Source organism: Ruegeria sp. SCP11 (assembly GCF_040329455.1).
Lineage (GTDB): Bacteria > Pseudomonadota > Alphaproteobacteria > Rhodobacterales > Rhodobacteraceae > Ruegeria > Ruegeria atlantica_E.
The window spans coordinates 274,186-300,053 of sequence record NZ_JBDZYG010000005.1 but is presented as its reverse complement, the minus strand read 5'-3'; the positions used below and the strand labels follow the sequence as shown (position 1 = coordinate 300,053).

The 25,868-nt window shown below is 59.2% G+C and carries 26 protein-coding genes; 17 read left to right on the top strand and 9 right to left on the bottom strand.

Features of this window, described 5'->3' with window-relative positions; translation table 11 throughout:
- Positions 1-2 precede the first annotated feature (2 nt).
- Positions 3-1,742 (bottom strand): heparinase II/III family protein, encoded by a 1,740-nt coding sequence (locus tag ABLN94_RS10365; RefSeq protein WP_352992123.1) that lies wholly within the window; start codon positions 1,740-1,742, stop codon positions 3-5.
- Positions 1,743-1,832: 90 nt separating this feature from the next.
- Positions 1,833-3,089: an RsmB/NOP family class I SAM-dependent RNA methyltransferase gene (locus ABLN94_RS10360; protein ID WP_352992122.1), complete on the bottom strand. Its 1,257-nt coding sequence runs from the start codon at positions 3,087-3,089 to the stop codon at positions 1,833-1,835.
- Positions 3,090-3,178: 89 nt separating this feature from the next.
- Between ABLN94_RS10360 and ABLN94_RS10355 the strand changes: the two genes are divergently transcribed.
- Positions 3,179-3,361 carry a DUF1674 domain-containing protein gene (locus ABLN94_RS10355; protein WP_352992121.1) on the top strand — a complete coding sequence of 61 codons (183 nt, stop codon included), beginning with the start codon at positions 3,179-3,181 and terminating at the stop codon, positions 3,359-3,361.
- 4 nt (positions 3,362-3,365) lie between these two features.
- Here the strand turns inward: ABLN94_RS10355 and ABLN94_RS10350 are convergent, their stop codons facing one another.
- Entirely contained in the window at positions 3,366-4,220 is an 855-nt protein-coding gene (locus tag ABLN94_RS10350; RefSeq protein ID WP_352992119.1) for a LysR family transcriptional regulator, read from the bottom strand.
- 97 nt (positions 4,221-4,317) lie between these two features.
- Here ABLN94_RS10350 and tmpA point away from each other — a divergent pair, with 97 nt between their 5' ends.
- The 4 genes from tmpA to ABLN94_RS10330 all read left to right on the top strand — a co-directional run bounded on the left by tmpA (position 4,318) and on the right by ABLN94_RS10330 (position 7,737).
- Positions 4,318-5,454 carry a 2-trimethylaminoethylphosphonate dioxygenase gene (tmpA, locus tag ABLN94_RS10345; protein ID WP_352992118.1) on the top strand — a complete coding sequence of 379 codons (1,137 nt, stop codon included), beginning with the start codon at positions 4,318-4,320 and terminating at the stop codon, positions 5,452-5,454.
- Positions 5,451-6,041, top strand: a complete 591-nt coding sequence (gene tmpB, locus ABLN94_RS10340; RefSeq protein WP_352992117.1) for a (R)-1-hydroxy-2-trimethylaminoethylphosphonate oxygenase — start codon at positions 5,451-5,453, stop codon at positions 6,039-6,041. The genes tmpA and tmpB overlap by 4 nt, the downstream gene beginning before the upstream one ends.
- Positions 6,038-6,706: an ureidoglycolate lyase gene (locus ABLN94_RS10335; protein ID WP_352992116.1), complete on the top strand. Its 669-nt coding sequence runs from the start codon at positions 6,038-6,040 to the stop codon at positions 6,704-6,706. The genes tmpB and ABLN94_RS10335 overlap by 4 nt, the downstream gene beginning before the upstream one ends.
- Before the next feature lie 107 nt (positions 6,707-6,813).
- Complete coding sequence (locus ABLN94_RS10330) at positions 6,814-7,737, top strand: hypothetical protein (protein ID WP_352992115.1); 924 nt, start codon at positions 6,814-6,816, stop codon at positions 7,735-7,737.
- A gap of 6 nt (positions 7,738-7,743) precedes the next feature.
- On the opposite strand, the gene dapB is transcribed toward ABLN94_RS10330, so the two are convergent.
- Positions 7,744-8,553, bottom strand: a complete 810-nt coding sequence (dapB, locus tag ABLN94_RS10325) for a 4-hydroxy-tetrahydrodipicolinate reductase (protein ID WP_352992113.1) — start codon at positions 8,551-8,553, stop codon at positions 7,744-7,746.
- Positions 8,554-8,645: 92 nt separating this feature from the next.
- Here dapB and rbfA point away from each other — a divergent pair, with 92 nt between their 5' ends.
- The 7 genes from rbfA (at position 8,646) to ABLN94_RS10290 (ending at position 14,143) form a co-directional block, all read left to right on the top strand.
- Positions 8,646-9,041 (top strand): 30S ribosome-binding factor RbfA, encoded by a 396-nt coding sequence (rbfA, locus tag ABLN94_RS10320; RefSeq protein ID WP_010438628.1) that lies wholly within the window; start codon positions 8,646-8,648, stop codon positions 9,039-9,041.
- Positions 9,038-9,775, top strand: a complete 738-nt coding sequence (locus ABLN94_RS10315; protein ID WP_352992111.1) for a phosphodiester glycosidase family protein — start codon at positions 9,038-9,040, stop codon at positions 9,773-9,775. Before rbfA ends, ABLN94_RS10315 begins: the two co-directional genes overlap by 4 nt.
- Positions 9,776-9,858: 83 nt before the next feature.
- Positions 9,859-10,764, top strand: coding sequence for a tRNA pseudouridine(55) synthase TruB (gene truB / locus ABLN94_RS10310; RefSeq protein WP_352992109.1), 906 nt, complete (start codon positions 9,859-9,861; stop codon positions 10,762-10,764).
- 21 nt (positions 10,765-10,785) lie between these two features.
- The gene (locus ABLN94_RS10305; RefSeq protein ID WP_352992107.1) at positions 10,786-11,289 is read left to right on the top strand and encodes a DUF1643 domain-containing protein; all 504 of its coding nucleotides are present in this window, start codon (positions 10,786-10,788) and stop codon (positions 11,287-11,289) included.
- Between the two features lie 94 nt (positions 11,290-11,383).
- Positions 11,384-12,418 (top strand): calcium-binding protein, encoded by a 1,035-nt coding sequence (locus tag ABLN94_RS10300; RefSeq protein ID WP_352992105.1) that lies wholly within the window; start codon positions 11,384-11,386, stop codon positions 12,416-12,418.
- A gap of 143 nt (positions 12,419-12,561) precedes the next feature.
- Positions 12,562-12,831 (top strand): 30S ribosomal protein S15, encoded by a 270-nt coding sequence (gene rpsO / locus ABLN94_RS10295; protein ID WP_170613058.1) that lies wholly within the window; start codon positions 12,562-12,564, stop codon positions 12,829-12,831.
- A 190-nt stretch (positions 12,832-13,021) separates the two neighbouring features.
- Positions 13,022-14,143 (top strand): choloylglycine hydrolase family protein, encoded by a 1,122-nt coding sequence (locus tag ABLN94_RS10290; protein WP_352992103.1) that lies wholly within the window; start codon positions 13,022-13,024, stop codon positions 14,141-14,143.
- 158 nt (positions 14,144-14,301) lie between these two features.
- Here the strand turns inward: ABLN94_RS10290 and ABLN94_RS10285 are convergent, their stop codons facing one another.
- Both ABLN94_RS10285 and ABLN94_RS10280 read right to left on the bottom strand, forming a co-directional pair.
- On the bottom strand, positions 14,302-15,903 hold the full coding sequence (locus ABLN94_RS10285) for a BCCT family transporter (RefSeq protein ID WP_352992101.1): 1,602 nt from the start codon (positions 15,901-15,903) through the stop codon (positions 14,302-14,304).
- A gap of 198 nt (positions 15,904-16,101) precedes the next feature.
- Positions 16,102-16,863 carry a DUF3299 domain-containing protein gene (locus ABLN94_RS10280; RefSeq protein WP_352992100.1) on the bottom strand — a complete coding sequence of 254 codons (762 nt, stop codon included), beginning with the start codon at positions 16,861-16,863 and terminating at the stop codon, positions 16,102-16,104.
- Between the two features lie 283 nt (positions 16,864-17,146).
- On the opposite strand from ABLN94_RS10280, the gene pnp reads away from it, so the two are divergent.
- Together pnp and ABLN94_RS10270 are read left to right on the top strand one after the other, a co-directional pair.
- The gene (pnp, locus tag ABLN94_RS10275; protein WP_352992098.1) at positions 17,147-19,297 is read left to right on the top strand and encodes a polyribonucleotide nucleotidyltransferase; all 2,151 of its coding nucleotides are present in this window, start codon (positions 17,147-17,149) and stop codon (positions 19,295-19,297) included.
- Between the two features lie 92 nt (positions 19,298-19,389).
- Entirely contained in the window at positions 19,390-19,779 is a 390-nt protein-coding gene (locus ABLN94_RS10270) for a nuclear transport factor 2 family protein (RefSeq protein WP_352992097.1), read from the top strand.
- A gap of 3 nt (positions 19,780-19,782) precedes the next feature.
- Here ABLN94_RS10270 and ABLN94_RS10265 read toward each other — a convergent pair whose 3' ends face one another.
- Both ABLN94_RS10265 and ABLN94_RS10260 read right to left on the bottom strand, forming a co-directional pair.
- Positions 19,783-20,418 carry a DUF1326 domain-containing protein gene (locus tag ABLN94_RS10265; protein WP_352992095.1) on the bottom strand — a complete coding sequence of 212 codons (636 nt, stop codon included), beginning with the start codon at positions 20,416-20,418 and terminating at the stop codon, positions 19,783-19,785.
- Between the two features lie 506 nt (positions 20,419-20,924).
- The gene (locus tag ABLN94_RS10260) at positions 20,925-21,575 is read right to left on the bottom strand and encodes a peroxiredoxin (protein WP_170488332.1); all 651 of its coding nucleotides are present in this window, start codon (positions 21,573-21,575) and stop codon (positions 20,925-20,927) included.
- Positions 21,576-21,757: 182 nt separating this feature from the next.
- Here ABLN94_RS10260 and ABLN94_RS10255 point away from each other — a divergent pair, with 182 nt between their 5' ends.
- Entirely contained in the window at positions 21,758-23,197 is a 1,440-nt protein-coding gene (locus ABLN94_RS10255) for an aldehyde dehydrogenase family protein (protein WP_352992093.1), read from the top strand.
- Positions 23,198-23,241: 44 nt separating this feature from the next.
- Here the strand turns inward: ABLN94_RS10255 and ABLN94_RS10250 are convergent, their stop codons facing one another.
- On the bottom strand, positions 23,242-24,093 hold the full coding sequence (locus ABLN94_RS10250; protein WP_352992092.1) for a bifunctional helix-turn-helix domain-containing protein/methylated-DNA--[protein]-cysteine S-methyltransferase: 852 nt from the start codon (positions 24,091-24,093) through the stop codon (positions 23,242-23,244).
- A 118-nt stretch (positions 24,094-24,211) separates the two neighbouring features.
- Between ABLN94_RS10250 and nth the strand changes: the two genes are divergently transcribed.
- Positions 24,212-24,856 carry an endonuclease III gene (gene nth, locus ABLN94_RS10245; protein ID WP_352992090.1) on the top strand — a complete coding sequence of 215 codons (645 nt, stop codon included), beginning with the start codon at positions 24,212-24,214 and terminating at the stop codon, positions 24,854-24,856.
- Positions 24,853-25,842 carry an adenosine kinase gene (locus ABLN94_RS10240; RefSeq protein ID WP_352992088.1) on the top strand — a complete coding sequence of 330 codons (990 nt, stop codon included), beginning with the start codon at positions 24,853-24,855 and terminating at the stop codon, positions 25,840-25,842. The genes nth and ABLN94_RS10240 overlap by 4 nt, the downstream gene beginning before the upstream one ends.
- Positions 25,843-25,868: the final 26 nt, after the last annotated feature.

Below are 25,868 nucleotides of genomic sequence, written 5' to 3'. Positions count from 1 at the left end.
CGTCAGTCGAAATCGGGTTCGTCCCGGTGCACATCGCGCACGGCATAGGCTGTATCCTGTGCCTTGCTCAGCGTCCACCGGATGCGGGTCGCATACTCCATTGCGCGCCCGGATAGAACGATCTGTTTTGTCGCGCGTGGCTTTAAACGCCCCTTTTCAAGATAAACGCTTGGTTCAACGGATAATTTTCCAACACCATCATGACGGAAAACCCAGATCTCACCGCTTTTGAGCGCCATCGAGACCGCCGCACCGCCCAGATCTATAGCCGCATCCACGTCTGGATGCAGGTGAAACCGGATGTCGAAGCCAATACCTTTCAGACCCGAGGCGTCCATCGCCTTGTCAAATTGCCGCTTGGCTTTGTCCGAGGCGGTCAGCAGGATGTCCTCTCCCGTCAACTCGCGCCCATCGAAGCGCAGCTCGAAAGTGCGGGCGTGGGTCAGGCCGAAGGTCTTGGTGTAACCGTCATGCCCGACCATGAAGCGGGCACCCTCGAACGCCTCTTCAAATTCAGTCGGAACATCCTGGGGCGCGTCGACCAGCGCTTCGTTTTCGCTGCCATTCCCGGAATCCGCCAGCCGGGCGCTGGAATAGCCATCCAGACACATGGTCGAATGGGACGGGGTCGCGCGCCCGGCGCGGCGCCATTCAGAGCCGAAGCTTTCACCTGACCCGCAATTCACGATCAGAGGCCGCCGCCCCGAGGTCAACTCGAAGGCCAGGGTCGAGGCATGGGCATTATAGGATGCGGTCCCCTTGGGCGGGGTGCTGGAATCGACGATGACACTGGTTCGCGCCGCGTAAAGTCGCGCAAATCCCATCGCCAGACCTGTGGCGTGCTGCGGCCTGACCCCGCTTTGGGCCAGTGCCTGATCCAGCCGCCCCTCGACCCCACGACCGCCACCATGAAACCGAGCAAGCGCGCCATCCGAATGGCGCAAGCTGCGCAACGTCGGGGCCATACGTTTGATCGCATCCGCCTGCGCACCGGGCGTCCCACGCCCCAAATCGCCGAGCGCCGCCGAGGTCCAGGACAGGAGTGTAAACACCTCGAGCAGCTCTTCCGGGTTGCGCGTGGAAATCCCACCCTGCGGATCGATCTGTTTCTCACACTCTTTCGCAAGGGCCCGCAGTGCCGGGTCGGCCATCTGCTCAAGCCCCTTCAACGCCAGCCCGGCTTGCACCAGACCGGCCAGTGCCTCGAACCGGGGCAGGCCCGGTGTGGCGGCAGGCCAGCGCTTTGACAGAAACCAAGTTTGCTGCGCCAAGGCGCGGAAGAATAGTTGGCGTTTTTTTTCATTCATGCCGCGCAACAAAAACGCCGAATGATTGATCCAGCGCAGAATCCGTCGTCCGGTCAAATCCGGCTCCCATCCGGGCCCGTGCCCGCGACCATGCGCGTCGATCCACCCCCAGACCCAGCGCTGGGCCTTTTCGCGCGCGCGCATGTCGCCGACAGCCGCCAGATCATCCAACCACGCAAAACCGTGACGTTCGTTGTCAAACCCGATGCTGGGAGCGGTGACGTCCCAAAGGCCGGTGTCCTCAGCCTCAACCAGATAACCGGCAAATAACAGATTTCCCGCAACCAACTGTCGCCCGCGCGCAAAAGAGCCGACGGTGCGCGGCTCGGGCTCAGCGACAAACCCTACGACCGCCTTACGCCGCTGGCTAAGCCGCGCATAAAGGCGGTTTTGAAACCGGGTCCAGCGGCCGGTCATGGTATCTGATGTCGACATGACGCTCGTTACTCTGCCCCTCGCGCTCTGCTGGCGCCTGAGACCCAACGATAGACCGGTGCGATCGTCAAGTCATCGAAAAGCGTGCTATCAGGCGGATTTGTTCAGGCAGGCCACGTAGAACCCGTCCATACCACCGCGATCCGCCCAATAATCGGGCCGCAGGCGCAGGCCGCCTTCTTCGGTTATCCAGTCCGTTTCAACACCGGTGACGTTGAGCGCATCGCGGTCCACCGTCATGTCGGGATACTGATCCAGCGCCTCTTCGATCTGCACCTCACCCTCGTCCGGCAACAGGGAACAGGTGCAATAAACCAAGCGCCCACCGGGTTTCAGCAGGGTCCAGGCATGCGCAAGCATCTGCGCCTGCAACTCGATCAGCCCGCCGAATTCCGAGCCGTCCTTGGCAAAAGGCAGATCGGGATGACGTCGGATGGTGCCAGTGGCCGAGCAGGGGGCGTCCAGCAGGATGGCATCGTATTGCCCCTGATGCTCCAGCGCGTCGCCCGCGATAACATTTGCCTTAAGCCCGGTGCGCTTGAGGTTTTCGCGCACCCGTTCCAGCCGAGACCCTGAGATGTCCAGCGCCGTAACCTCGGCCCCTGCAGCCGCCAATTGCAGCGTCTTGCCGCCCGGTGCGGCGCAGAGATCGAGAATTTTCTCTTCGGCTTGCGGAGCCAGAACGCGCACTGGAACAGCAGCGGCGGCATCCTGCACCCACCAATCGCCCTTGTCGAACCCCGGCAGGGTCGAGACCTGACCCGCATCCTGCACCCGCATCGACCCGGTCGGCAGCACCTCACCCGGTGCCTGGGCGCCCGGCTTTACAGTGATATCGAGTGGGGCTGCCGCGAAATGGGCTTGTTCCATGCCCGCAACTGCCTCTTTACCCCAGGCCATGATCAAAGGCTCGCGCAGCCATTCAGGCAGGCGTGGCACCCGCATTTTCGGCCAGGCCTCTGGGCCTTCGGCGGCCACTTTGCGCAACACCGCATTCACCAGCCCATTGAGACGGCCATGCTTGCGCGAGCGGCCCACGATCTCGACCATGGAATTGACCACGCCATGCGCCGCTTCGCCGTGGCACAGTTCCACCGCGCCCAAACGCAGGGCATTGTGTACAGTCAGGGCGGGCGTACGGTTCAGATGGTTTTCCAAAAGCCGGTCTGCACGCTCCAACCCGCGCAGGGTTTCCAGCGTCAGACGCTGCGCCCGCGCGCGATCTTCCGGCCCCAACCGATCTAGCGCGCCTGCGGCCAGGCATTCAGACAGCAACCGCCCTTCCCCCAAGATCTGATCCAGCAGATAGATAGCGCTGCGTCGCGCCGCTGTTGCATTGTCGGACATGGAACCGCCTTTGATGTGACCGTCGCCCGCATTGCCAAGGGCGGACGCGGGCGTATATCAAGCCCCAGCACGGAAAGGAACCCGATGTCATGAATGACGACCGCAAAGACCTGCCGCCCGCTGCACAGCGCGCGTTGGCCGAGGCCGAGGAACGCCGCAAGAAGGCCGAGGCAGAGGCGAAAGAGCTACCCAAGGAACTGGGTGGGCGCGACGGCCCCGATCCGGCCCGCTATGGCGATTGGGAGAAAAAGGGGATCGCGATCGACTTCTGATCGCTCAACCCTGCAATGCCTGCAGAAAATCGGTGATCAGGGCACGTTGCCTCTTCGATTTCGCCCGTTCCTCGGGCCAAGTCAGCCAATAACCGTCCTTGGTCTGCAATTCCGGTAAGTCCAGCTTGCGCAGACGTCCCACCCGCAATTCGGCATGTGCCAAAGGCACCGACCCCAAAACCACACCCATCCCTTGTCGCGCCGCCGAGATCGCGTGTTCCATCGAATCAAAACTGATCTGCGAGGGTGGCAGTTCAGCCTGATCCCTTTTGCGCGCCCAATCCCGCCACGCCGGCCGCTCGCCGCGCAGGTCAATCAAAGGCGCTCCCCAGTCCACGCTGGGCGCTGCCATCGGCACCAGCACCTCACGCGCAATCAGGGCTGCATCACGCCCGGGCCAGGCCCCGCGGCCATAGCGGATTTGTAACCAGGTCCGCTCTTCATCCAGCGAGGATCGGCGCGCAACGGAATCCGTCATCACCCGCACTTTGGGCCGGATCTCCTGAAATCGAGCCAAAGCTGGGACAACAAGAGCATGGATGTTCGAAGACAGCCCCGCCACCCGCAGCTCTCGAGGCGACTTTCCGAACAGGTCCTCGGTATTGCGCTCCAACGCCTGCAAACTGTCCTGAACCAGCGGCAGGTAGCTTTCGCCCTCGACCGTCAGCGACACGCCCCGCGCCTCGCGCACGAACAGCGTTCGGCCCAGCCACGTTTCAAGATTTGCGATCCGCTGGCTGACGGCTGCCTGCGTCAGGCCAAACTCCTTCGCGGCGGCGGAAAACCCGCCCAACCGCCCGGCCGCTTCGAACACGCGCAACCAGTCCAGCGGCGGCAATCCGATCTTTTTCTTAGCCATTAGTTTTTCCAAACCTCAGCAGCAATAAGGATTAATTGTCGTAATGCCACGGGACGCGTATTTCCTCAAGCAAAGCCGCGCTGAACAGGAGACCCCCATGCTGCGCATCGCCACCCATGACGCCTCGGTTGTGACCGTTGAATTCGACACCGGCACCAAGGCTCGTTTCCACGCCATCTGGCTGCGCGACAACGCGCTGGACCCCGACACACGCGCGCCGGGCAATGGCCAGCGCTTGATCACGATCGGCGACATTCCCGTCGATATTACGGTCAGCGCAGCCGAGGTTGTGAACGGCGACCTTCAGGTTACTTTCCAGCCCGAAGGTAAGACCGTGACCTTCCCCGCCGTCTGGCTGGCAGATCATGTCTATGACCGCGACCAGACTCAGCAAACCGGCCGCGTCGCCCCCGGTATCACCACCTGGGAACGCGGCATCGACGCGCCCAGCTCGGATTGGACCGAGGTTCATACCAACCCAACCACCAAACGTGGCTGGCTGGCTGCCGTCGCCGAGTTCGGCTTTGCCAAACTGACCGGCGGCCCGACCGAGCCTGAGTCGCTGCTGAAAGTCGCCGAACTGTTCGGCTATGTGCGTGAAACCAACTATGGCCCCTATTTCGAGGTTCGGACCGAGGTGAATCCGACCAACCTCGCCTATACCGGACTTGGTCTGCAGGCACATACCGACAACCCCTATCGCGATCCGGTTCCGACGCTGCAAATTCTGTACTGTCTCGAAAACAGCGCTGAGGGCGGGGATTCCATCGTAGTCGATGGCTTTCGCGCCGCTGAAAAGCTGCGCGAACAGAACCCGGATGGATTTGCCCTGCTGGCAGGCTACCCTGCGCGCTTCGAATACAAGGGTTCGGACGGTGTCTGCCTGCGCTCGCGCCGCCCGATGATCGAACTGTCGCCGGACGGAGAACTGATCGGCATTCGATTCAACAACCGTTCGTCCGCACCCTTCGTTGATGTGCCCTTCGACCAGATGGAGGTCTACTACGCCGCCTATCGCCAACTGGGCGACATTATCGACGATCCGGCCATGGGCGTGTCCTTCAAGCTGGAACCGGGTGAAAGCTTTATCGTCGACAACACCCGCGTTCTGCATGCGCGTCTGGGCTATTCCGGTGCAGGTTCACGCTGGTTGCAGGGCTGCTACGCCGACAAAGACGGTTTGCTGTCTACGCTGGCCGCGATGGAGATGGCACAGCCGGAGGCGGCGGAATGAAACCCGATTTCTCGACCCTGAACCGGGATAATATCGTGGCCTTCATCGGCGATATCTTCGAGCGCCGCGGCGGGGAGGAATACCTGGGCGAACCCGTCACCATGGCCGAACACATGCTGCAAGGTGCTACAATTGCCGAGCAGAACGGCCAACCCCAGGAGATCATCGTCGGCGCGCTGCTGCATGACATCGGTCATTTTACATCCGAGTTTGGCATGTACCACCCGGATGATACCGAAGACCGTCATCATGAAGACGCGGGCGCGGAAGTACTGGAGCAGTTCTTCCCCTCGGTCATCACCGACTGCTGCCGTTATCACGTGGCGGCCAAGCGCTATCTCTGCGCAACCAAGCCCGAGTATTTCAACCGTCTGTCTGCCGCTTCGGTCCATACCTTGGAGCTGCAAGGCGGGCCGATGAGCGCCGAGGAAGTTGCGGAATTCGAGGACAACCCGAACCTCAATGAGATCATTCAGGTCCGCTATCTGGACGAGGCAGGCAAACGCGCGGATATGGAAACGCCGGATTTCGCCCATTTCGCGCCGATGGTTCAGCGCATGGTCGACAGGCATCTGGGTGCAGCATGACCGCGCCGGAGTACATCTTTGAGGCCAGTTCTAAACCATCCCTGCCCTGGCATGAGGTGCCTCTGATCCGAGCCACCGACGAGTCGGTCGAGGGCTACGGCTGTCTGGTCGATGACCCCGAGGGTTTTGAAATCGAGATCGTGCGCTGGCCGCAGCAAGGCTGGCGCCCCATCGACGAAGGCACCGGCGACGAAGGCGGCTGGGTCGAGGGCACCTTCAAATGCGATTGGCAGGGCGACGTGCTGTATGGCGAGAACGAGGCAGTCAAGGGCCACTACGTCCTCGGCTGGTCCGCTGATCCACAGACGGCGCAGACAGACAGTCAAACCGCAGCCAGGGATCAGGTTCTGCTTTGGCACATGAACTACCACCCGGATGGCGGGCAGATGTTCTGGCCTCTGGACAACAAACCCTTCATCGTTCCTGCCGCATTGCCCGGAGACAATCTGACACCGGACAAAGTGGTGGCGTTCTGGTGCGACGGTTCGCGGGGTTTCTATATTCATCCTGGCATCTGGCATGAGGGAATTTTCCCAGTCGAAGACAGCCAACGATTCCAAGACCGTCAGGGCGCGGTTCATGCACGGGTCAGTGCTGATATTGGAAAAGAGTTCGGCGTCTACCTCGCCTGCCCACTACGGGCAGACAAGATCAAGGATCTGTAAACAAGCGCGCCGCCCATCTGGGTGGCGCGTCTTCAGAAAGCCTTAACCCTTATCCGAAGCATCTGTGGTAGTCTCGACACCAGTCCAATGGGTACGGGAGGCCTCCGATGGGATTGAACAGACGCAGAGTCGTCCAGTTGGGAACCGCAGCAACGGTCGGAACGTTGTTGCCACGTGTGGCGATTGCAGCGGCAGACCGGAATGAGGCGTTCGAACAGGAGTTCAGCAAGACGCTCGATCATCTGAGAACGACGTTCTCGGACCTTGGGTTCAGCGAAGTTGCGCCACTTAGTATTGCAGCCGATCATCTGAGCACGACGTTCTCGGAAATTGGGGTCAACGAAGTTGCGCCACGTACCATTACATCCGGGCGTGATGAATATAACGGTGGGCTGCGGCACGATTTCGATCAGTCCACGTTGCCCTCGAACGCTTTTGTCATCCAACCGCTGGCCAGAGTTGCCGATGTCGACGAAAAATCGCGTGCGGACGTGTTGCCGCTGTTTCACGAGGTCGGCTGTCATCCCGCGGACGCTGACGGTCAGGCTACGACGCGTCTGATGATGCACATTCTGACCGAAGTCTTCGACCTAAACCCGTCCCGCATTGCATTTGTCAGCGTACCCCAGGCCGACAATATTCGTCCGGTGCTGGATGAGATCGGCCTGCCGTTTTCCGAAAAGGTCCTATTGCGGGATGAGACCGAAGCCCTGGCAGCCCGCGATGCCTCGGGCTTTTTCTTTCCCGATCCCTTTGGCAATGACTACATCGTGACGATGGGTGTTTACTACCGCGTGGGCGATACGGATGAACCGGTCCCTACCGCCTATCCCCCTTCCGCCAACTGGACCGAGATTGGTGAGATCGTGATCGGAGGCGAGGCCGCGCCCCTTGGCATTTCCATCGGGGCCGAGCGCCTCACGTACGCTCTGACTGGCCAGTACCCGATATGGAAGCAACGGTTGGGGCTGCTCTTTGCAACGGCGGCACAGGACGGCGCAGAACCGCCCGGTCTGGCCGCGTTTCGATGACGGGGATTACAGCCCCAGCACATCCACCATGTCATATTGGCCAGGCGCTTTGCCCTGCCCCCACAATGCTGCCTTCAATGCGCCCCGGGCAAAGATGGCCCGATCGGTGGCCAAGTGGCGCAGGACGATGCGTTCTCCGGGGGCGGCGAACAACACGTCATGCTCACCCACAATGTCGCCACCTCGAATGGCGTGGAAGCCGATATTGCCGCGTTGGCGCGCGCCGGTGATTCCGTCGCGACCGCGATCCGACACATCGGCCAGATTGACGCCCCGCCCTTCGGCGGCGGCTTCACCCAGCATCAACGCGGTGCCCGAAGGCGCGTCAACCTTGTGATGGTGGTGGCCTTCGATCACCTCGATATCGAAATCCTCATCCAGCGCGGCGGCAACCTTTTTGGTCAACTGCACTAGCAGATTGACGCCAAGGCTCATGTTTCCGGCCCGCACGATCACTGCGTGGCGCGCAGCAGGTTCCAGCGCGGCGGTCTGCTCTTCGGTCATGCCTGTCGTACCGATCACATGCACACACCGTGCCTGCGCGGCCAGAGCGGCGAACTCCAGAGTCGCCTCGGGGGCTGTAAAGTCGATCACCGCCTGTGCCTGTGCAAACGCCTCAAGCGGATCATCGGTGACTTTCACGCCCAGCGCCTGACCGCCCATTGCTTCGCCCACGTCCTGACCGATCCAGTCGTGGCCCGCGCGTTCAACCACGCCGACCAGACGTACCTGATCGCTGTCGGTCACGGTCTTGATCAGCATCTGCCCCATGCGGCCCGAAGCCCCTGTGATGACGATCCCCGGAATATGGGTCATTGCGCTGGTCCTTTTTGTTTAAGTCGGCTCAAAGCCTCCTACCCCGTTCGCGCCCGCTTGGCAAAGCCCTGCTTTGGGCTTAGATCGGGGATATGGCAAAGAACAAATTCCACGATGGCCCCGGCCCGTCCCAACGACAGCTGCGCGTCGGCGAACTCATCCGCCGCACACTGTCCGAAGTTCTGGCACGCGGAGATGTCCACGACCCCGACCTGAACCGCATGTCGATCACTGTGGGTGAGGTACGCACCTCGCCCGATCTGAAGATCGCCACCGCCTATGTGCTGCCTTTGGGCGGCAAGGGGCAGGAGGATGTGATTGAACTGCTGGCCCGCAACAAGGGCGAGCTGCGGCGCATGGTCGGCAAGAAGGTCGGCCTGAAATTCTCGCCCGATCTGCGGTTCCGTCTGGATGATACGTTTGACCGTTTGGACGACACGCGCCGCATGTTCGAACAGGACGCGGTACGCCGCGATCTGGACGAGTGATCCGAGCGCTGGCCACGCTGAGCGCGGTCCTTTGGGCCGCGCAAGCTGAAGCGGTGAGCTGTGAAAAGATCACCAACGAGGACAAGCGGTACACCGTGTGCGAGGTGGACGCCGCTAACGAAGACCTGCGCCTATTCCTGAATGACGACAACGGTGACCTGCTAGGCCACTTTTCATCGGTGAACGAGGCGCTTGAACCTGATGGCCAGCGTCTGGCATTTGCGATGAACGCGGGAATGTATCACGATGACCGCTCGCCCGTCGGCTACTATGTGGAGCAAGGCGAAGAGGTCATGCGCGTGATCGCCAACCCCGGCCCCGGCAATTTCGGCCTGCTGCCCAACGGTGTATTCTGCATCCGCGAGGGCCGCGCCGACGTGTACGAGACGCTGGATTTCGTCGACCAAGCGCCCGAATGCCGTTTTGCCACACAATCCGGACCGATGCTGGTGATTGACGGAGAGTTGCACCCGCGTTTTCTGCCCGATTCGACCTCGCTCTACGTGCGCAATGGGGTGGGTACCAGCGCCGACGGCACGAGGGCGGTTTTCGCGATTTCGGATGACTATGTCACCTTTCACGAGTTCGGAAGTCTGTTCCGCGATGTGCTGGACACCCCGAATGCACTATTCCTCGACGGCAATATCTCTCGCATGTATGACCGCGCTTCGAACCGTTCGGATGTTGGGTTTTCGCTAGGCCCGATCGTAGGCGTGGTGCAGGATATTCCCTGACGCAAACCCGTCCTGACATGCTAAATTGACAGCGCCCGACCGATCCGTTAGGTCGCGCGCCTCAGCAAGATTCAAGGTGCAAGATGGGACGCAAACGCAAGGGTCGCGACATTTCCGGTTGGCTGGTGGTGGACAAGCCCGCGGGCATGACCTCGACCGCGGTGGTCAACAAGGTGCGTTGGGCGATGGACGCCAAGAAAGCGGGCCATGCGGGCACGCTGGACCCAGAGGCAACTGGCGTGTTGGCCGTGGCCTTGGGCGAGGCGACCAAAACCGTTCCCTACATCACCGACGCGCTGAAGGCCTATACCTTCACCGTACGTCTGGGTCAGGCCACCAACACCGACGATGCCGAGGGCGAAGTGATTGCCGAAAGCGATGCGCGCCCCTCGGATGACGATATCAAACAAGCGCTGGCCCCGTTCCTGGGCGACATCATGCAGGTGCCGCCCAAGTTCTCGGCCGTGAAAATCGACGGTCAGCGCGCCTACAAACTGGCCCGAGATGGAGAGGACGTGGAACTGTCCGCCCGCCCGCTATGGGTCGAGGAATTGATTCTGGTCGACCGTCCAGACGAAGATCATGTCGTGTTGGAAATGACCTGCGGTAAAGGCGGGTATGTCCGCTCGATCGCCCGCGATCTGGGTGCGGCGCTGGGATGTCATGGTCACGTCAAAGTCCTCCGCCGCATCTGGTCTGGTCCGTTCGAGGTTGAAGATGGCCTGTCCATCGAACAGATCGACGAGATGGCCAAGACCACCGCGCTGGACGAATACCTGCACCCGCTGGAGACCGGACTCGCCGACCTGCCTGAATTGAAATGCACACCCGAAGGTGCCACCCGACTGCGCAACGGCAATCCGGGCATGGTTCTGGCCTCGGACGTGGAATACGGCGATGAGGCCTGGGCCTCGCTGGATGGCAAGGCTGTGGCGGTGGGCATCTACAAATCCGGGGAATTGCATCCCAACCGGGTGTTCGTTGACTGAACGGCGTGCTAGGCGGGTGGCATGATCACCCGCTCCCATACCAAGGGCGACGCGCCCTCGACCGCCGTATACTCCGATTGCGAGAAGTATCGCTATAGCCTGACCCGCATCTGGGACCCGGCGGGGCGCAAAGCGCTGTTCGTGATGCTAAACCCATCCACCGCGACCGAGGTGCAGAACGACCCCACGGTTGAACGCTGCGAACGCCGCGCGCGGGCGTTGGGATTCGGCGCGTTTCAAGTGACCAACATCTTTGCATGGCGCGATACCGACCCGCGCAAGATGCGCGCCGCTGTCGATCCGGTGGGGCCTGAGAATGACGCGGCTATTCTGGACGGTGTGGGCTGGGCCGATCAGGTTATCGCGGCTTGGGGCACTCACGGCGCGCATCTGGAGCGTGGACCTGCGGTCGAAACCCTGCTGCGCGGCACTGGCCAACCGCTGTTCCATCTGGGTCTGACCAAAGCCGGGCATCCGAAGCATCCACTCTATATCGCCTATACCCAGCAACCCGAACCATGGTGACAAAGGGTTAACCACAAGATCAGCTTGGCTTTGACCAAGAGATTGATCTCATGAGACATTTATCCTCGGAGCAATACGTTGACGGAGGGTTCCCATGTTTCTGATCGGATTCCTGAGCCTGGCCGCCGTTGGGGGCGCCGCCTACGCAGTGAGTGATGCGTTCATGGCCGATGACGACCTCGACGATGACGACAGCATCGAAGACCAGCCCGACGAAATCTCTGAAGGCAACTACCTTGAAATTGACGAAAGCGCAGAAGAACCGGCTACACCTGAAGAAAGCGCTGAAGCTGCGGAACTCTCGACCGGGACCATCCTGTCCGAATTCGAAGGCGACCTGGTCATCACAGGCACCGATGGAAACGATGTGCTGACCGGGTTGGAGGGGGACGATCAGATCAACGGATTTGATGGGGATGACTTGATCCATGGCGGTGCTGGCAATGATGTTTTGCATGGGGGCGAAGGGGTCGATTTCATCGCAGGCGGTAGCGACGACGATACCCTTCATGGCGAGGGTGGCGACGACCTGTTGATCGGAGAAGAAGGCGACGATGCGCTTTACGGTCACTTCGGGCAGGATCGAATTGACGGGGGAGAAGGCGATGACGACCTTTATGGCGGTCAGGATGAAGACATTCTGATCGGGGGAGAAGGCGACGACGCTCTGCACGGTGGCTTTGGCGACGACAAACTGCACGGAGGCGCCGGCCGGGATGTGTTGTTCGGCGGAGATGGCGACGACTTCCTAACCGGCGACGACGGCGAGAACGAACACTCCTCCGATTTTCTGAACGGTGGCGCCGGTCAGGATACGATCCTGGCCGACGGCGGTGACATCGTGACGGGTGGGGACGGCGCCGACGACATCGTCCTCGCGCCCGAACCTGAAGACGAAGCTATCACCGTGATGGATTTCCAGCCGGGTCAGGACAAACTGTTTATTTCGTGGGATGGTCAGGAAGATCCCGATATCCAGATCGAGAAGGACGCCGACAACGAAAACCTGACCCATGTTCAGATCGCCGGGCAAAATGTGGCGCACCTGCTTGGGGTCGACGGGATAACCGCGGAGGATATCCAGCTGATTGCCGAAGCTGAACTGGCACGGCTGAGCGCCTTGGGCTGACCCGCTAGAATCCCTTTGCCATTCGCTCAAAATACGCTTATACGCGCGCATCCGTATCGGAAACGGTGCGGTTTTCTCCATGGGCCTGCGCTGGACGACATCCCGGCCTGCGCCATCAACTCTAACCTTTAAAGGAGACCCCGATGTCGATTACTGCCGCTGAAAAAACACGCGTCATGAAAGAATTCGCAACCAAAGAGGGCGACACCGGTTCGCCTGAAGTCCAGGTTGCCATACTGACCTCGCGCATCAACACCCTGACCGAGCACTTCAAGACCCACAAGAAAGACAACCACGGTCGTCGCGGTCTGCTGAAAATGGTCGCCCAGCGCCGTAAGCTTCTGGACTACCTGAAGGGCAAAGAAGAAGCGCGTTATCAGGACCTGATTAAAAAGCTGGGCATCCGCCGCTAATCGCCACATTGGCGCTTACCAAGGGTTCTCAACCCGCTTTGAAAATCAAAACGCCTGCCATGTGGTAGGCGTTTTTTCTTTGTCGCACGTTCCCGAAGAAAAAGTTGCCACTTGTGCATCAAGCGACCAACATGTCGTCATCCAAACAATCTGCTCTCATTTTGATATGCAGGCAATAAGGAGATACTTGATGACGATATTCAGCTTCCTGAAGACCGGTATTCGCGCCACGGTCGCCCTTATTTCAACCGTATCGATAGCATGGGCATGCACCGGGATCATGCTAACCGGCAGTGATGGAAGTATCGTTCGGGCAAGAACAGCAGAATGGGGACCGTTCGATCTCGAGACAAAGATCAATATAATCCCACGCGGATACTCATATAGTGCGGGAGAGATGCCGGACGGCCAGGAAGGGGCTTCCTGGACCGGACGTTTTGGAATGGCCGGCATCAGCATGTTAGATCACGGCGCGCCCGCCGATGGGATCAACGAAGCAGGGTTGACTGCCGGGCTGTTCTACCTACCGGGCTTCACCGAATACCAAGAGTATCTGCCAGAACTTGCGGATAACTCGATCCCCGGCGATTTACTGGCCAGCTATGTCTTGTCGATGTTCGAAACGGTAGAGGAAGCTCGGGCAGGTCTTGAAGACGTTCGTGTCGTAGGCGTTGTGGACGAGACGCTTGGTTTTCCGTTTCCATTCCACATGTTGGTGGCGGACCGCTTTGGTGGACGGATCGTTATTGAGTACATTGATGGCGAGTTGACGGTCTTTGAGGCCCCACTCGGAGTAATCACCAATTCGCCAACTTACGATTGGCACATGACGAACCTCAACAATTACGTCAACCTTTCAGCAATCGGCCTGCCCGAAGTCGAAGTCAGCGGCGTCACCTTTGCTCCGCTCGGCGCGGGAAGCGGCATGATCGGTCTTCCGGGCGATTTCACGCCCCCGTCGCGTTTTGTGCGCGCCGTCGCATTCTCGCAAACCGCACGGGAAACAGAGGGCGGCTATGACACGGTACGGGAAGCTTTCCGAATTCTCGACAATTTCAACATCCCAGCTGATGCTGCCGAAGGTGCCCAGGACGATGTTCAATCGGAAGACTTGCTCTACAGCGCAACCCAGGTGACGACTGCCAGCGACTCCCAAAACCTTACCTACTACTACCACACAATGTACGACCGGACTGTGCATATGGTGGACCTGAAGCAGATCGATTTTGGTGCCATGGGCGACGAGATGATCGTATTTGAAACCAGCGGCAATCGCGAACCGACTATTGTCGACGTGACGCCGACAGATTGACACCGAAATTAAGCAGGCCGCGTATGCCACGGCATGTGAACGCGGCCCCAGCGCGACCGCTGTCGTCACAGATTTTGTGGTGGACACCGCTGAACAACAAACCCAACAAAGAAACGCCCGCCTCATGGCGGGCGTCTCAATTTATAAAGACCCAGATCTTACATCTTTGCCTTCTCCGACTTCAGCGCCAGCCACAGGCAGTAGCACATCATCAGAACCACAAGCGTAAAGGGGATACCGGTAGACACCGCGGCACCTTGCAGGGCGGAGAGACCTCCTCCAAGCAACAACGCGATGGCGACGAGTCCCTCCAACGTGCACCAGAAGACGCGCTGGATAACCGGCGCATCCATCTTGCCGCCAGCCGTGATCGTGTCGATCACCAGCGAGCCGGAATCCGATGAGGTAACGAAGAAGATCACGATCAGGATCAGCGCGATCGGAGCCACGATGCCGTAAAGCGGCAGTTCTTTCAGGAAGCCAAACAAGGCACCTTCGGGCGCGTAGCTGTCGATCACCGTAGCGCGAACACCTTCGGCTCCGCCTGTGTTCAGCATGTCGATGGCAGCGCCGCCAAATGTCGACATCCACAGGGCGCAAACCGCTGTCGGCGCAAGCAAGGCGCAGATAACGAACTCTCGCACCGTGCGGCCTTTAGAGATGCGGGCGATGAACATGCCCACAAACGGCGACCACGCGATCCACCAGGCCCAATAGAACGTCGTCCAGCCGTGGAAGTAGCTGGTGTCCTCTCGACCGAACGGGTTGGACAGAGCTGGCAGATGCAGCACGTAATCCGTCATCACATTGAAATACCGCGCGATGGCGGTTCCGATGCCGGTAACTGCGATCACGAACAGGAACAGGCCTACGGCCATAACCATGTTGATTTCACTCAGCCGTTTCACCCCCGCATCCATGCCCAGCAGCACCGAGCCCAGCGCGATCATGGTGATGCCGATGATCAACAGGACGACGACGGTTGGGCTGGGTGCGATTCCGAACACCTCGTTCAGCCCCGCCGCGACCTGTTGCGCGCCCAGACCCAGTGAAGTGGTCAAACCGAACAGCGTCGCAAACACCGCCAGCGTGTCGATGATATGGCCCCACCAGCCCCAGACGCGTTCACCCAGAAGCGGATAGAATGCCGAGCGCAGGGTCAAAGGCAGACCCAGATTATAGCTGAAGATCGCAAGGCTTAGGCCCACAGCGGCATAGACCGCCCAGCCCTCAAGCCCCCAGTGGTGGATCGTGCCAACAATACCGATGTATTCATTACCCGGCACCGCGATATCGATACCCAACGGGCGCGCGTTCCCGTCCTCGGCAAAGTTGTAGTAGACAGGCTCCATCACGCCAAAGAACAAAAGACCAATACCGATGCCGGCCGCGAACATCATCGCGATCCACCCCGCGTAGGAGTAGTCGGGCTTGGCGTCCTTGCCGCCGATCCGCACCTTTCCGACAGGCAAAATGATCAGCACCAGACAGAACAGCGTGATCAAGTCGACAGACAGAACCAGGAACCAGTCAAACGTGCTGGTCAGCCATGGCCGGAGCCAGCCAAAGAACGTTGCGGCGGCCTCTTGGTTTGCTAATGCGATCAGAACGAACGCAAAAATCACGATGCTCGAGATCAAGAAGACCGGGTTGTGGATGTCCAGACCGAAGGGCCGGACATTATCTTGTCCAAGCTCATACTCGGTTTCAAAATCATAGATCCGAGGATCCGGATCCAGCATTTTCTTGGTTTGTGCCATTCGACTTTCCCTCAGTTTGCTGCGTGCAAACGCCAAGGTCTTCGGTCGGTGGACGGCGGTACTTTCGGATTCCCCTTGGCGCGTTTCCCGTCATTTCGACCGCAGGTCTTACGGTAAGAGCTTACACCGTCATCAAAAATTCGCAAAATGCATTCAAATTTCGATGTTTTTTCCTATTAAATTAGGGGTATCGGGCGCCTATTCCGGCGTCTGCTCGCCACCGGTTTTGCGACTGCCCGCAGCCCGCAGCTGGTCCTCTATGGTAGGTTTCCAAGCGGTTTCGCCACTGCGGTTCTCCAAAGTCTCCACAATTTCGGCATCCATGCGGAAAGTGGCGCGCATTGGCATCAACCCATCGACCACGTTCATCTCGTAGTCTGAAGGATCAATAACCAACTGGCCCGTCAGACGCACCGGTTCATGGACATAGGCGGGCGTCCAACCGTCACGCAGTTTCACCCGGATCATCTGATTTGGTGCGGGAGGCGGCAGATGACTACACATACCGGGTTGTGGCACCAGATAAACCACCGATTGTCCGTCGTCATCCGGTGGCGCGGGAAGGGCAAAACCCATAAGGGTTACCGTCTGCCCGTCGAGGTTGGGGTTTCCGCTGGTTTCAGCCCTTTCGCGGCGCGCAATAACTACCTCGCGCTGGGACAGCAGCCAGTCGATGTCGATCTGATCGGCGGCAAGGGCTTCTTCTGTTTCGGTCAGAAGCTCCTGCCATTTCTGATGTTCTTCGGCGCTGCCGACGTCCTGTTGCAAACGGCCACGCAGGCGCAAAGCAAACAACAGGTCGTCGAACTGTTCAGGTGTAAGGTCACGAAACGGGTCGTCGTAGCTCTGCGCCGCCGGGTCCGGAAGAGCCGCCCAGTCCAGCGGCGTGCCTGGCGCGGCATACGCAGAACCGGTCAGACCCAACAACACCAGTGATGCAATCTTCAACCAGATTTTCATCCGCAGTCTCCGCCTGAATTCTGCATTGCACCGGTATCTTAGCGGGCGCAACAGCCCGGCGTCCATGCTGCAATCCTCATGAAATCAACAGGGCGGTCAACCGCCCAATCAGTTCGGTTTCGCTTTCCTTTGGGCGCAATCTCATGTATGCGCGCTGCATCTGAGACGTTGTGCCCTGACCCCGGCACTCAGACGAAAGTTAAAATCGGGTCGGCGGCAATGGGGCCGCCATGCAAAACGGGAGACCCGGAGGGCCGGGAGTGCTCCCATCTAGGATACGCATATGTTTGATGTAACAAAGAAATCGATTCAGTGGGGCGAAGAGACGCTGACACTGGAAACCGGCAAGGTTGCCCGTCAGGCCGACGGCACCGTGATCGCCACGCTGGGCGAAACCAGCGTCATGGCGAACGTGACCTTTGCCAAGCAACAAAAGCCCGGCCAGGACTTTTTCCCGCTGACCGTGCACTATCAAGAGAAATACTATGCCGCTGGCAAGGTTCCGGGTGGCTTCTTCAAGCGCGAGGCGCGCCCGACCGAGAAAGAGACGCTGACCGCGCGTCTGATCGACCGTCCGATCCGCCCACTATTCGTTGACGGCTTCAAAAACGAAGTTCTGGTGATGTGCACCGTGCTGAGCCACGATCTGGTCAACGACCCCGACATCGTTGCAATGATCGCTGCCTCGGCTGCTCTGACCATTTCCGGCGCGCCGTTCATGGGCCCGATCGCCGGTGCCCGTGTTGGTTTCGTGGATGGCGAATACGTCCTGAACCCGACCGTGGACGACATGCAGGACCTGCGCCTGAACCCCGAACAGCGTCTGGATCTGGTTGTCGCCGGTACCAAGAACGCCGTGATGATGGTGGAATCGGAAGCCTATGAGCTGTCCGAGGCTGAAATGCTGGGCGCGGTGAACTTTGCGCACGAGCAGATCCAGCCGGTTCTGGACCTGATCATCGATCTGGCCGAAGAAACCGCGAAAGAGCCGTTTGAATTCGTCGCCCCCGATTACTCGGAGCTGTACGCCGCTGTTGCCGCAGCCGGTGAAGAGCAGATGCGCGCCGCCTTCGCGATCACCGACAAGCAAGAGCGCACCGCCGCTGTTGCCGCTGCGCGTGAAGCGATCAAGGAAGCGCTGACCGAGGAACAGTTGGAAGACGGCAACCTGGGTTCGGCGATGAAAAAGCTGGAAGCAGGCATCCTGCGCGGTGACGTCGTCAAAGGCGGTAAGCGCATCGACGGTCGTTCGACCACCGATGTTCGCGCCATCGACGCCGAAACCTCGCTGCTGCCGCGCACCCATGGTTCCGCCCTGTTCACCCGTGGTGAAACGCAGGCGCTGGCCGTGACCACGCTGGGCACCGGTGATGACGAGCAATTCATCGACGCACTGCATGGCAACTTCAAATCGAACTTCCTGCTGCACTACAACTTCCCTCCGTATTCGGTGGGTGAAGTGGGCCGCGTTGGGTCGCCCGGCCGTCGTGAGATCGGCCACGGCAAGTTGGCATGGCGCGCACTGCAGGCTGTTCTGCCTGCGCCGACCGACTTCCCCTACACCGTTCGCGTGGTGTCGGAGATCACTGAATCCAATGGCTCAAGCTCGATGGCCTCTGTCTGCGGCGGTTCGCTGTCGATGATGGATGCTGGTGTTCCGCTGAAAGCGCCTGTTGCCGGTGTGGCCATGGGTCTGATCCTGGAAGATGACGGTGAGTACGCTGTTCTGACCGACATTCTGGGTGATGAAGACCACCTGGGCGACATGGACTTCAAAGTGGCAGGTACCGAAAACGGCATCACCTCGCTGCAGATGGACATCAAGGTCGCAGGCATCACGCCGCAGATCATGGAAACCGCTCTGGCACAGGCCAAAGAAGGCCGGATGCACATCCTGGGCGAGATGGGCAAAGCGCTGTCCGAGACCAACGAATTCTCAGTCCACGCCCCGCGTATCGAAACCATGAACATCCCGACCGACAAGATCCGTGAAGTGATCGGCTCGGGCGGTAAGGTCATCCGCGAGATCGTGGAAACCTCGGGTGCCAAGGTCGACATCAACGACGACGGCGTCATCAAGATCGCCTCGCCGGATGGTGAATCGATCAAAAAGGCCTATGACATGATCTATTCGATCGTGGCCGAGCCGGAAGAAGGTCAGATCTACACCGGTAAAGTGGTCAAGATCGTCGACTTCGGCGCCTTCGTGAACTTCTTTGGCAAGCGCGACGGTCTGGTCCACGTGTCCCAGATCGAAAACCGCCGCCTGAACCATCCCTCGGATGTTCTGAAGGAAGGTCAGGAAGTGAAGGTCAAGCTGCTGGGCTTTGACGATCGCGGCAAGGTTCGCCTGTCGATGAAGATCGTCGATCAGGAAACCGGCGAAGAGATCGTTCCTGAGAAGAAAGAAAAGAAAGAGGAAAGCGCAGAATAATCTGCTCTTTTCTCAAGTGACGAAGGCCTCGGTGGAACCACCGGGGCCTTTTTTGTGGTACAGTGCCGTCAGCCCCAGCAGGAGGGATGGCGATGTCGGACAAAGATCGTATGGACGCGTTGGCGCGACAGTATTTACAGGCTATCGAAAGCGGTGATGTGTCTGAAATGCTGAACCTGTTTGCCGAGGATGCAACGGCAACATCCCCGATCTCGGGCAAGCAACCGGCGCGGGACTTTTACACCAACGTCATGCACATCACCCACGACCGGACAACAATTCACAAGAACACCTTCGCCGACACCTCAGGCTCACCACAAATGGCTGTGCATTTCGATTACACGCGCACCATCCGGGACGGGCACCCTGAGACTATCGAATGCGTCGACCTGTTCGAACTGACTGAAGACAAGAGTCGCTTCAAATCGGTTCGGATCATCTATGACACCGCTCCGGTTCTGGTAGATTTCGGCGAAGCCTGACGCTTAGTGCGCTACACCTGACGGCCCGTGTTTCATGACATGCCATTGGCCGTAGCTATCGTTCAGATCCAGTTTGATCGCCGCATCCGCCTTGGTCGAGGCGCTGCCGATTTCGGCCAAAGTGAATTCGATACCGCCGGGGATGTCGATCCGCACACGATGCGGGCCTCCGCCATGCGGTGCCTCAATCGGTCGCCCGGTCGAAGTCAGCACATCACCTATCGTGACACTGGCCGAGCGCTCCTCCATGTCCATCTTAAAATCTATCGGTAGGTGCAGCGTCTCATGTACGGTGTCACACATCGCCCGAAAGACGAACCAATGGGTCGCCATTTCTTCAGTTTCCTTACCGTGAAAGACCTTTTCCAGCGCGGTTCGCTGCGCCTCCGTAGCACTGGGATCGATAATAACCTGCAACTCGCCGCCGCCCTCAAAGACCGGACCCGGCCAGGCGTAGATCAGCGCCGCCTTGGTGCCGGTCAAATCCGTATCTCCAAAGTGTCCCTTTGTGATTTCTAGAACCTCGAAACCGCGACAGTGACCATGGGTCGGTAGGTCTTCGAATTGGCATGGGCATGCATAGCCGCAATTGCAGTTCCCAAAAGCATCGCCTTCAATGTACCAATCAACAAATGCCATCGTCTTCTCCTGTTATGCACAGTGTGAATGCCCGATGTTGATGATCGCCTGCCTGAAGGTGGTCTGCCTGCGTTACCCTAGCATATTTTTGTCATTTCCCGAACCAAGGACCTTATTGAGCCGCCACTGACGATGTTGGGCGCAAGGTTGGTTCAGTAGACTTTCGCAAGCCCGAGACCTGCGTGCTCCAGTTCGAAGTCACAATAAATTCGCCGGGTCCTAAAATTGGCTGACAGGCAACTGAGCCAGCGGCTCGCCCGCCAAAAAGTAAGGCCCCAGCCGTGTTTTCGCGCACGTTTCATCCCATTAGCCAAATAGGCAAGGTGAAACTTCCGCACACTCAGCGTCAGAAGCGCTCTGCGTCACGGCACTTGTCCGCCAGACAAAGTTCGTATTTCCAAACGGCTACTCGTCCCCCGCCCGCTTCATCTGGCCAGAAGTATCCTCGGGGCACCGCGCCCCATGGCGCGATGGGGGGCAGACAGCCCCCCTGACCCGGTCCCGCCTTAAGACGGAGCCTTGGTCTTACGCAGATAGGGAAAGATCGTCTCGAAATCGCCGAACTTCTCTTTCGCTTCGTCGTTCGATACTGCGGGCGGAATGATCACGTCCTCACCCGGCACCCAGTTGGCAGGCGTCGCAACGCCTTTAGCCGACATCTGCAAACCGTCCAGCGCACGTAGGATCTCGGCAAAGTTGCGGCCTACAGTCATCGGGTAGGTCATCGACAGTTTAAGTTGTTTGTCTGGCCCGATGATAAAGACCGAGCGTACCGTTGCACTGTCCGCAGGAGTACGGCCATCGGGCAGATAGGCCTCGGCTGGAAGCATGTCGAAGGCCTTGGATACGGCCAGTCCGTCGTCGGCGATGATCGGGAAGCCCGGGTTGGCATTGCCATAGGCTTCGATGTCTTTCTTCCACTTCTTATGGTCTTCGACATTGTCCACCGACACGCCGATCACTTTGGTTCCCCGCGCGGCCCATTCGTCATTCAGCTGCGCCACAGCGGAAAACTCAGTGGTGCAGACAGGGGTGAAATCTTTGGGGTGCGAGAACAGGATGGCCCAGTTGTCGCCAATCCAATCGTGAAACTGAATGGTGCCCTGATCCGTTTCTGCGGTGAAATTCGGAACCGTATCGTTGATGCGCAAACCCATGATGCATCTCCCTTCTTGTAAAAACCCGAGTCGGTTGCCGTAAACCTAAACACTTTGCGCAATTGTTAAACCATGCATAGGCACTAAATAATTTGATCAAATTATTCCTTGCCGCCCGCTCGCTCTGCTGCCAGAGTGCCCCAACACACCAACTTCGGACAGCTGGAACATGAGGATGCGTCATGATCGAAAAACGCGAATTCTACATCAACGGTCAGTGGGTCGCCCCGTCGACTGCCAATGACTTTTACGTGATCGACCCCTCGACCGAGGAGTCCTGCGCCGTGATCTCGCTGGGCGGGCAGGCAGATACGGATGCCGCCGTCGCCGCCGCCAAGGCCGCCCTGCCCGGCTGGATGGCAACACCGGTTGCGGATCGCATCGCGCTGGTGGAAAAACTCGCGGAGATCTACCAGACTCGGTCCGAAGATTTGGCGCAGGCGATGTCACTTGAAATGGGCGCGCCGCTGGACCTGTCGCGCAGCGCACAGTCAGGTGCCGGGATTTATCACCTCAAGAACTTCATTCGCGCCGCAAAGGCGTTCCAATTCGAACGCCCACTAGGCGATCACGCGCCCAATGACCGGATCATCTATGAGGCCGTGGGCGTGGCAGCCCTGATCACCCCGTGGAACTGGCCGATGAACCAGATCACGCTCAAGGTAGGGGCGGCAGCGATTGCGGGCTGTACGATGGTGCTGAAACCATCAGAACAAAGCCCGCTGAACGCGATGATCTTTGCAGAGATGATGGACGAAGCAGGGTTCCCCGCCGGGGTATTCAATCTGGTGAACGGGGATGGCATCGGGGTTGGTTCTCAGCTGTCCGCGCATCCTGATGTGGATATGGTCAGCTTTACCGGCTCGACACGCGCAGGAACGGCAATTTCCAAAGCCGCTGCAGAGACGCTGAAAAAGGTGCATCTGGAGTTGGGTGGTAAGGGCGCGAATGTTATCTTTTCCGATGCCGATGACAAGGCGGTCAAACGTGGTGTGTTGCACATGATGCAGAACACCGGCCAAAGCTGTAACGCCCCCAGCCGTATGCTGGTGCAGCGCCCGATCTATGATCAGGCGGTCGAGACCGCTGCCGAATTGGCCAACATGGTCGCTGTAGGACCGGCGCTTGAAGAAGGCCGCCATATCGGCCCGGTGGTGAATGAAGTCCAGTGGACCAAGATTCAGGACTTGATCCAGAAGGGCATTGATGAGGGCGCCCGTCTGGTTGCAGGCGGCACCGGGCGACCCGAAGGGCTGAACAAGGGCTACTACGTGCGCCCCACGGTCTTTGCCGACGCCCACAACCAGATGACCATCGCCCGCGAGGAAATCTTTGGCCCGGTCCTGACCATGATCCCCTTCGACACCGAGCAAGAGGCGGTTGAGATCGCCAATGACACACCTTACGGCCTGACCAACTATGTCCAGACGCAGGACGGCGCACGTGCCAACCGCATGGCGCGCGTGTTGCGGTCGGGCATGGTGGAAATGAACGGCCAATCGCGCAGCGCGGGCTCTCCGTTCGGGGGAATGAAGCAATCCGGGAACGGGCGCGAAGGCGGCGTCTGGGGATTGGAAGACTTCCTGGAAGTCAAAGCTGTCGGCGGTTGGGTCGCAGAATAATTTGATCCAGTTGAGAGGCACTTAACGGTGCCTCGCTCTATGTCTCAGGCGTCCGCCTGAGCGGCTTCATAAGCCAACATTGCGCGTTTGACCGGCAGACCCCAATGGTAACCGCCCAGACCACCGGATTTGCGCAATGCCCGGTGACACGGGATCAGCCAGCTGACAGGGTTGCGCCCGACCGCCGTGCCAACGGCGCGCACCGCCTGTGGTGAGCCCACACGTTCCGCGATTTCGGAATAGGTTGTGACCTGACCGGACGGGATATGCATCAGCGCTTCCCACACTTTGATCTGCAGGGGTGAGCCGATCAAGTACAGCGGCGTTGGTTCCAGCCGGTCGCTGACAGACCCGAAGGCGCTCAGCACCCAGGGACGCAGGCGCATTGGGTCCTCGAAGAACTCTGCCTGCGGCCAGCGGGACAGCATATCCTCCATCGCCTCCTCCTCGCCGGTCTCGGCGCCGAAAGCCATGCCGCAGATGCCCTTGTCGGTGCCCATGACAAGTGCCGGGCCAAAGGGGCTTTCGAACCAGCCCCAATAGATCGTCAGGCCAGCGCCTTTGCGAGCGTATTCGCCGGGGCTCATGGATTCCCATTTAAGGAACAGATCATGCAGGCGGCCGCTGCCGGAGAGGCCGACGTTATGCGCAGTTTCCAATGTCGTGAACCGTTCACGCAGCAGCGCCTTGGCATGGCCCAATGTCAGGTATTGCTGATACCGTTTCGGCGATACACCGGTCCAGCGTGAGAACAGGCGCTGGAAATGGGCCGGGCTCATGTCCATCTGGCGGGCCAGCTCGTCAAGGCTGAGGCTTTCACCGCCCTGGTCGATCAGCTCGATCGCGCGCCGCATGACGTTGTAGTGATAGCCGCTTTCGGGGGTCTGGACGTTCATGTCTCTCACCTCATTGTCTGGGATTAAACATAGCGCGCCGGTCACGCCCCCGCGACCCGGAACATGCGCATTGGCTTTGGGCTTGTGTCACACGTCCCCGGGCGGCATTAAGGCCCGGATGGCAAAACAACTTGGATATCACCGAATCCGCGAGATCTTTACGCGTTTTCAGGAGGCCGACCCCGAACCCAAGGGCGAGTTGGAGCATGTGAACGTCTATACTCTGGTCGTTGCTGTGGCGCTATCGGCGCAGGCAACCGATGCGGGCGTCAACAAAGCCACGCGTGAACTGTTCAAGATCGCCGACACGCCACAGAAGATGCTAGATCTGGGCGAAGAGGGCTTGATCGAACACATCAAGACTATCGGCCTGTTTCGCCAGAAAGCCAAGAACGTCATTAAGCTTAGTCGCATTCTGGTCGAGGACTACGACGGTAAGGTGCCCAACTCACGCGCAGCGTTGCAATCGCTGCCGGGCGTAGGGCGCAAGACGGCGAATGTGGTTTTGAACATGTGGTGGCGTTATCCCGCTCAGGCGGTGGACACGCATATCTTTCGTGTCGGAAACCGTACCGGCATATGCCCGGGCAAAAACGTGGACGCTGTCGAACGCGCCATCGAAGACAACATCCCAACCGACTTTCAGCTACATGCGCATCACTGGCTGATCCTGCATGGCCGCTATCACTGTAAGGCGCGCAAACCTATGTGCGGCACCTGCATTATCCGCGATCTCTGCGAATTTGAGGACAAGAACCTATGAAAACTTACCAGCTTGTCGGCATCGGAAATGCCGTTGTGGACGTGATTTCCCAGGCCGATGACAGTTTCCTGGAATTGATGGGCATCGAAAAGGGCATCATGCAGCTGATCGAGCAGGAACGCGGTGAAGTTCTCTATGCCTCGATGGAAGGCCGGGTGCAGACGCCGGGTGGCTCGGTCGCCAATACCATTGCTGGGGCTGGCGCGCTTGGCCTGGATTCCGCATTCATCGGTCGCGTGCATGATGACGCTCTGGGCCGCTTCTACGCGGATGCGATGAACGAGGACGGCGTCGATTTCGTCAACCCACCGGTGCCGGGTGGGGAACTTCCGACTTCGCGGTCGATGATCTTTGTCTCGCCCGATGGCGAGCGGTCGATGAACACCTATCTGGGGATTTCTTCTGAACTGTCCTCCGACGATGTCTCTCAGGACGTGGCAGGCAACAGCAAGATCATGTTCCTTGAAGGCTATCTGTTTGACAAGGAAAAGGGCAAGGCCGCGTTTCTTGAGGCCGCGCGCACCTGCCACAAGGGCGGTGGCAAGGCCGGGATCGCAATCTCTGATCCGTTCTGCGTGGAGCGTCACCGGGTCGATTTTCTGCTGCTGATCGAAAATGAGCTGGATTTCCTTATCGGCAACGAAGCCGAGATCAAGTCTTTGTTCGAAACCGAAGATCTGGAAGAGGCATTAGCCAAAACAGCCGAGATTTGTCCTCTGGTCGTGTGCACCCGGTCGGGAGATGGCGTGACGGTTCTGTATGACGGCCAGCGCATTGACGTACCCGTAGAAAAGGTGATTCCGGTAGACGCGACCGGCGCAGGCGACCAGTTCGCCGCCGGGTTCCTGTTCGGTATGGCCACAGGCCGCGATTACGAGACCTGCGCAAAAATCGGCAATGTCTGTGCCCGTGAAGTGATCAGCCATATCGGCCCGCGCCCCGAGGCAAACATGCAGGAACTGCTGCGCTCCGAAGGGTTACTCTGAGCCGGGCCGGAACCGCCCCCAGAGGC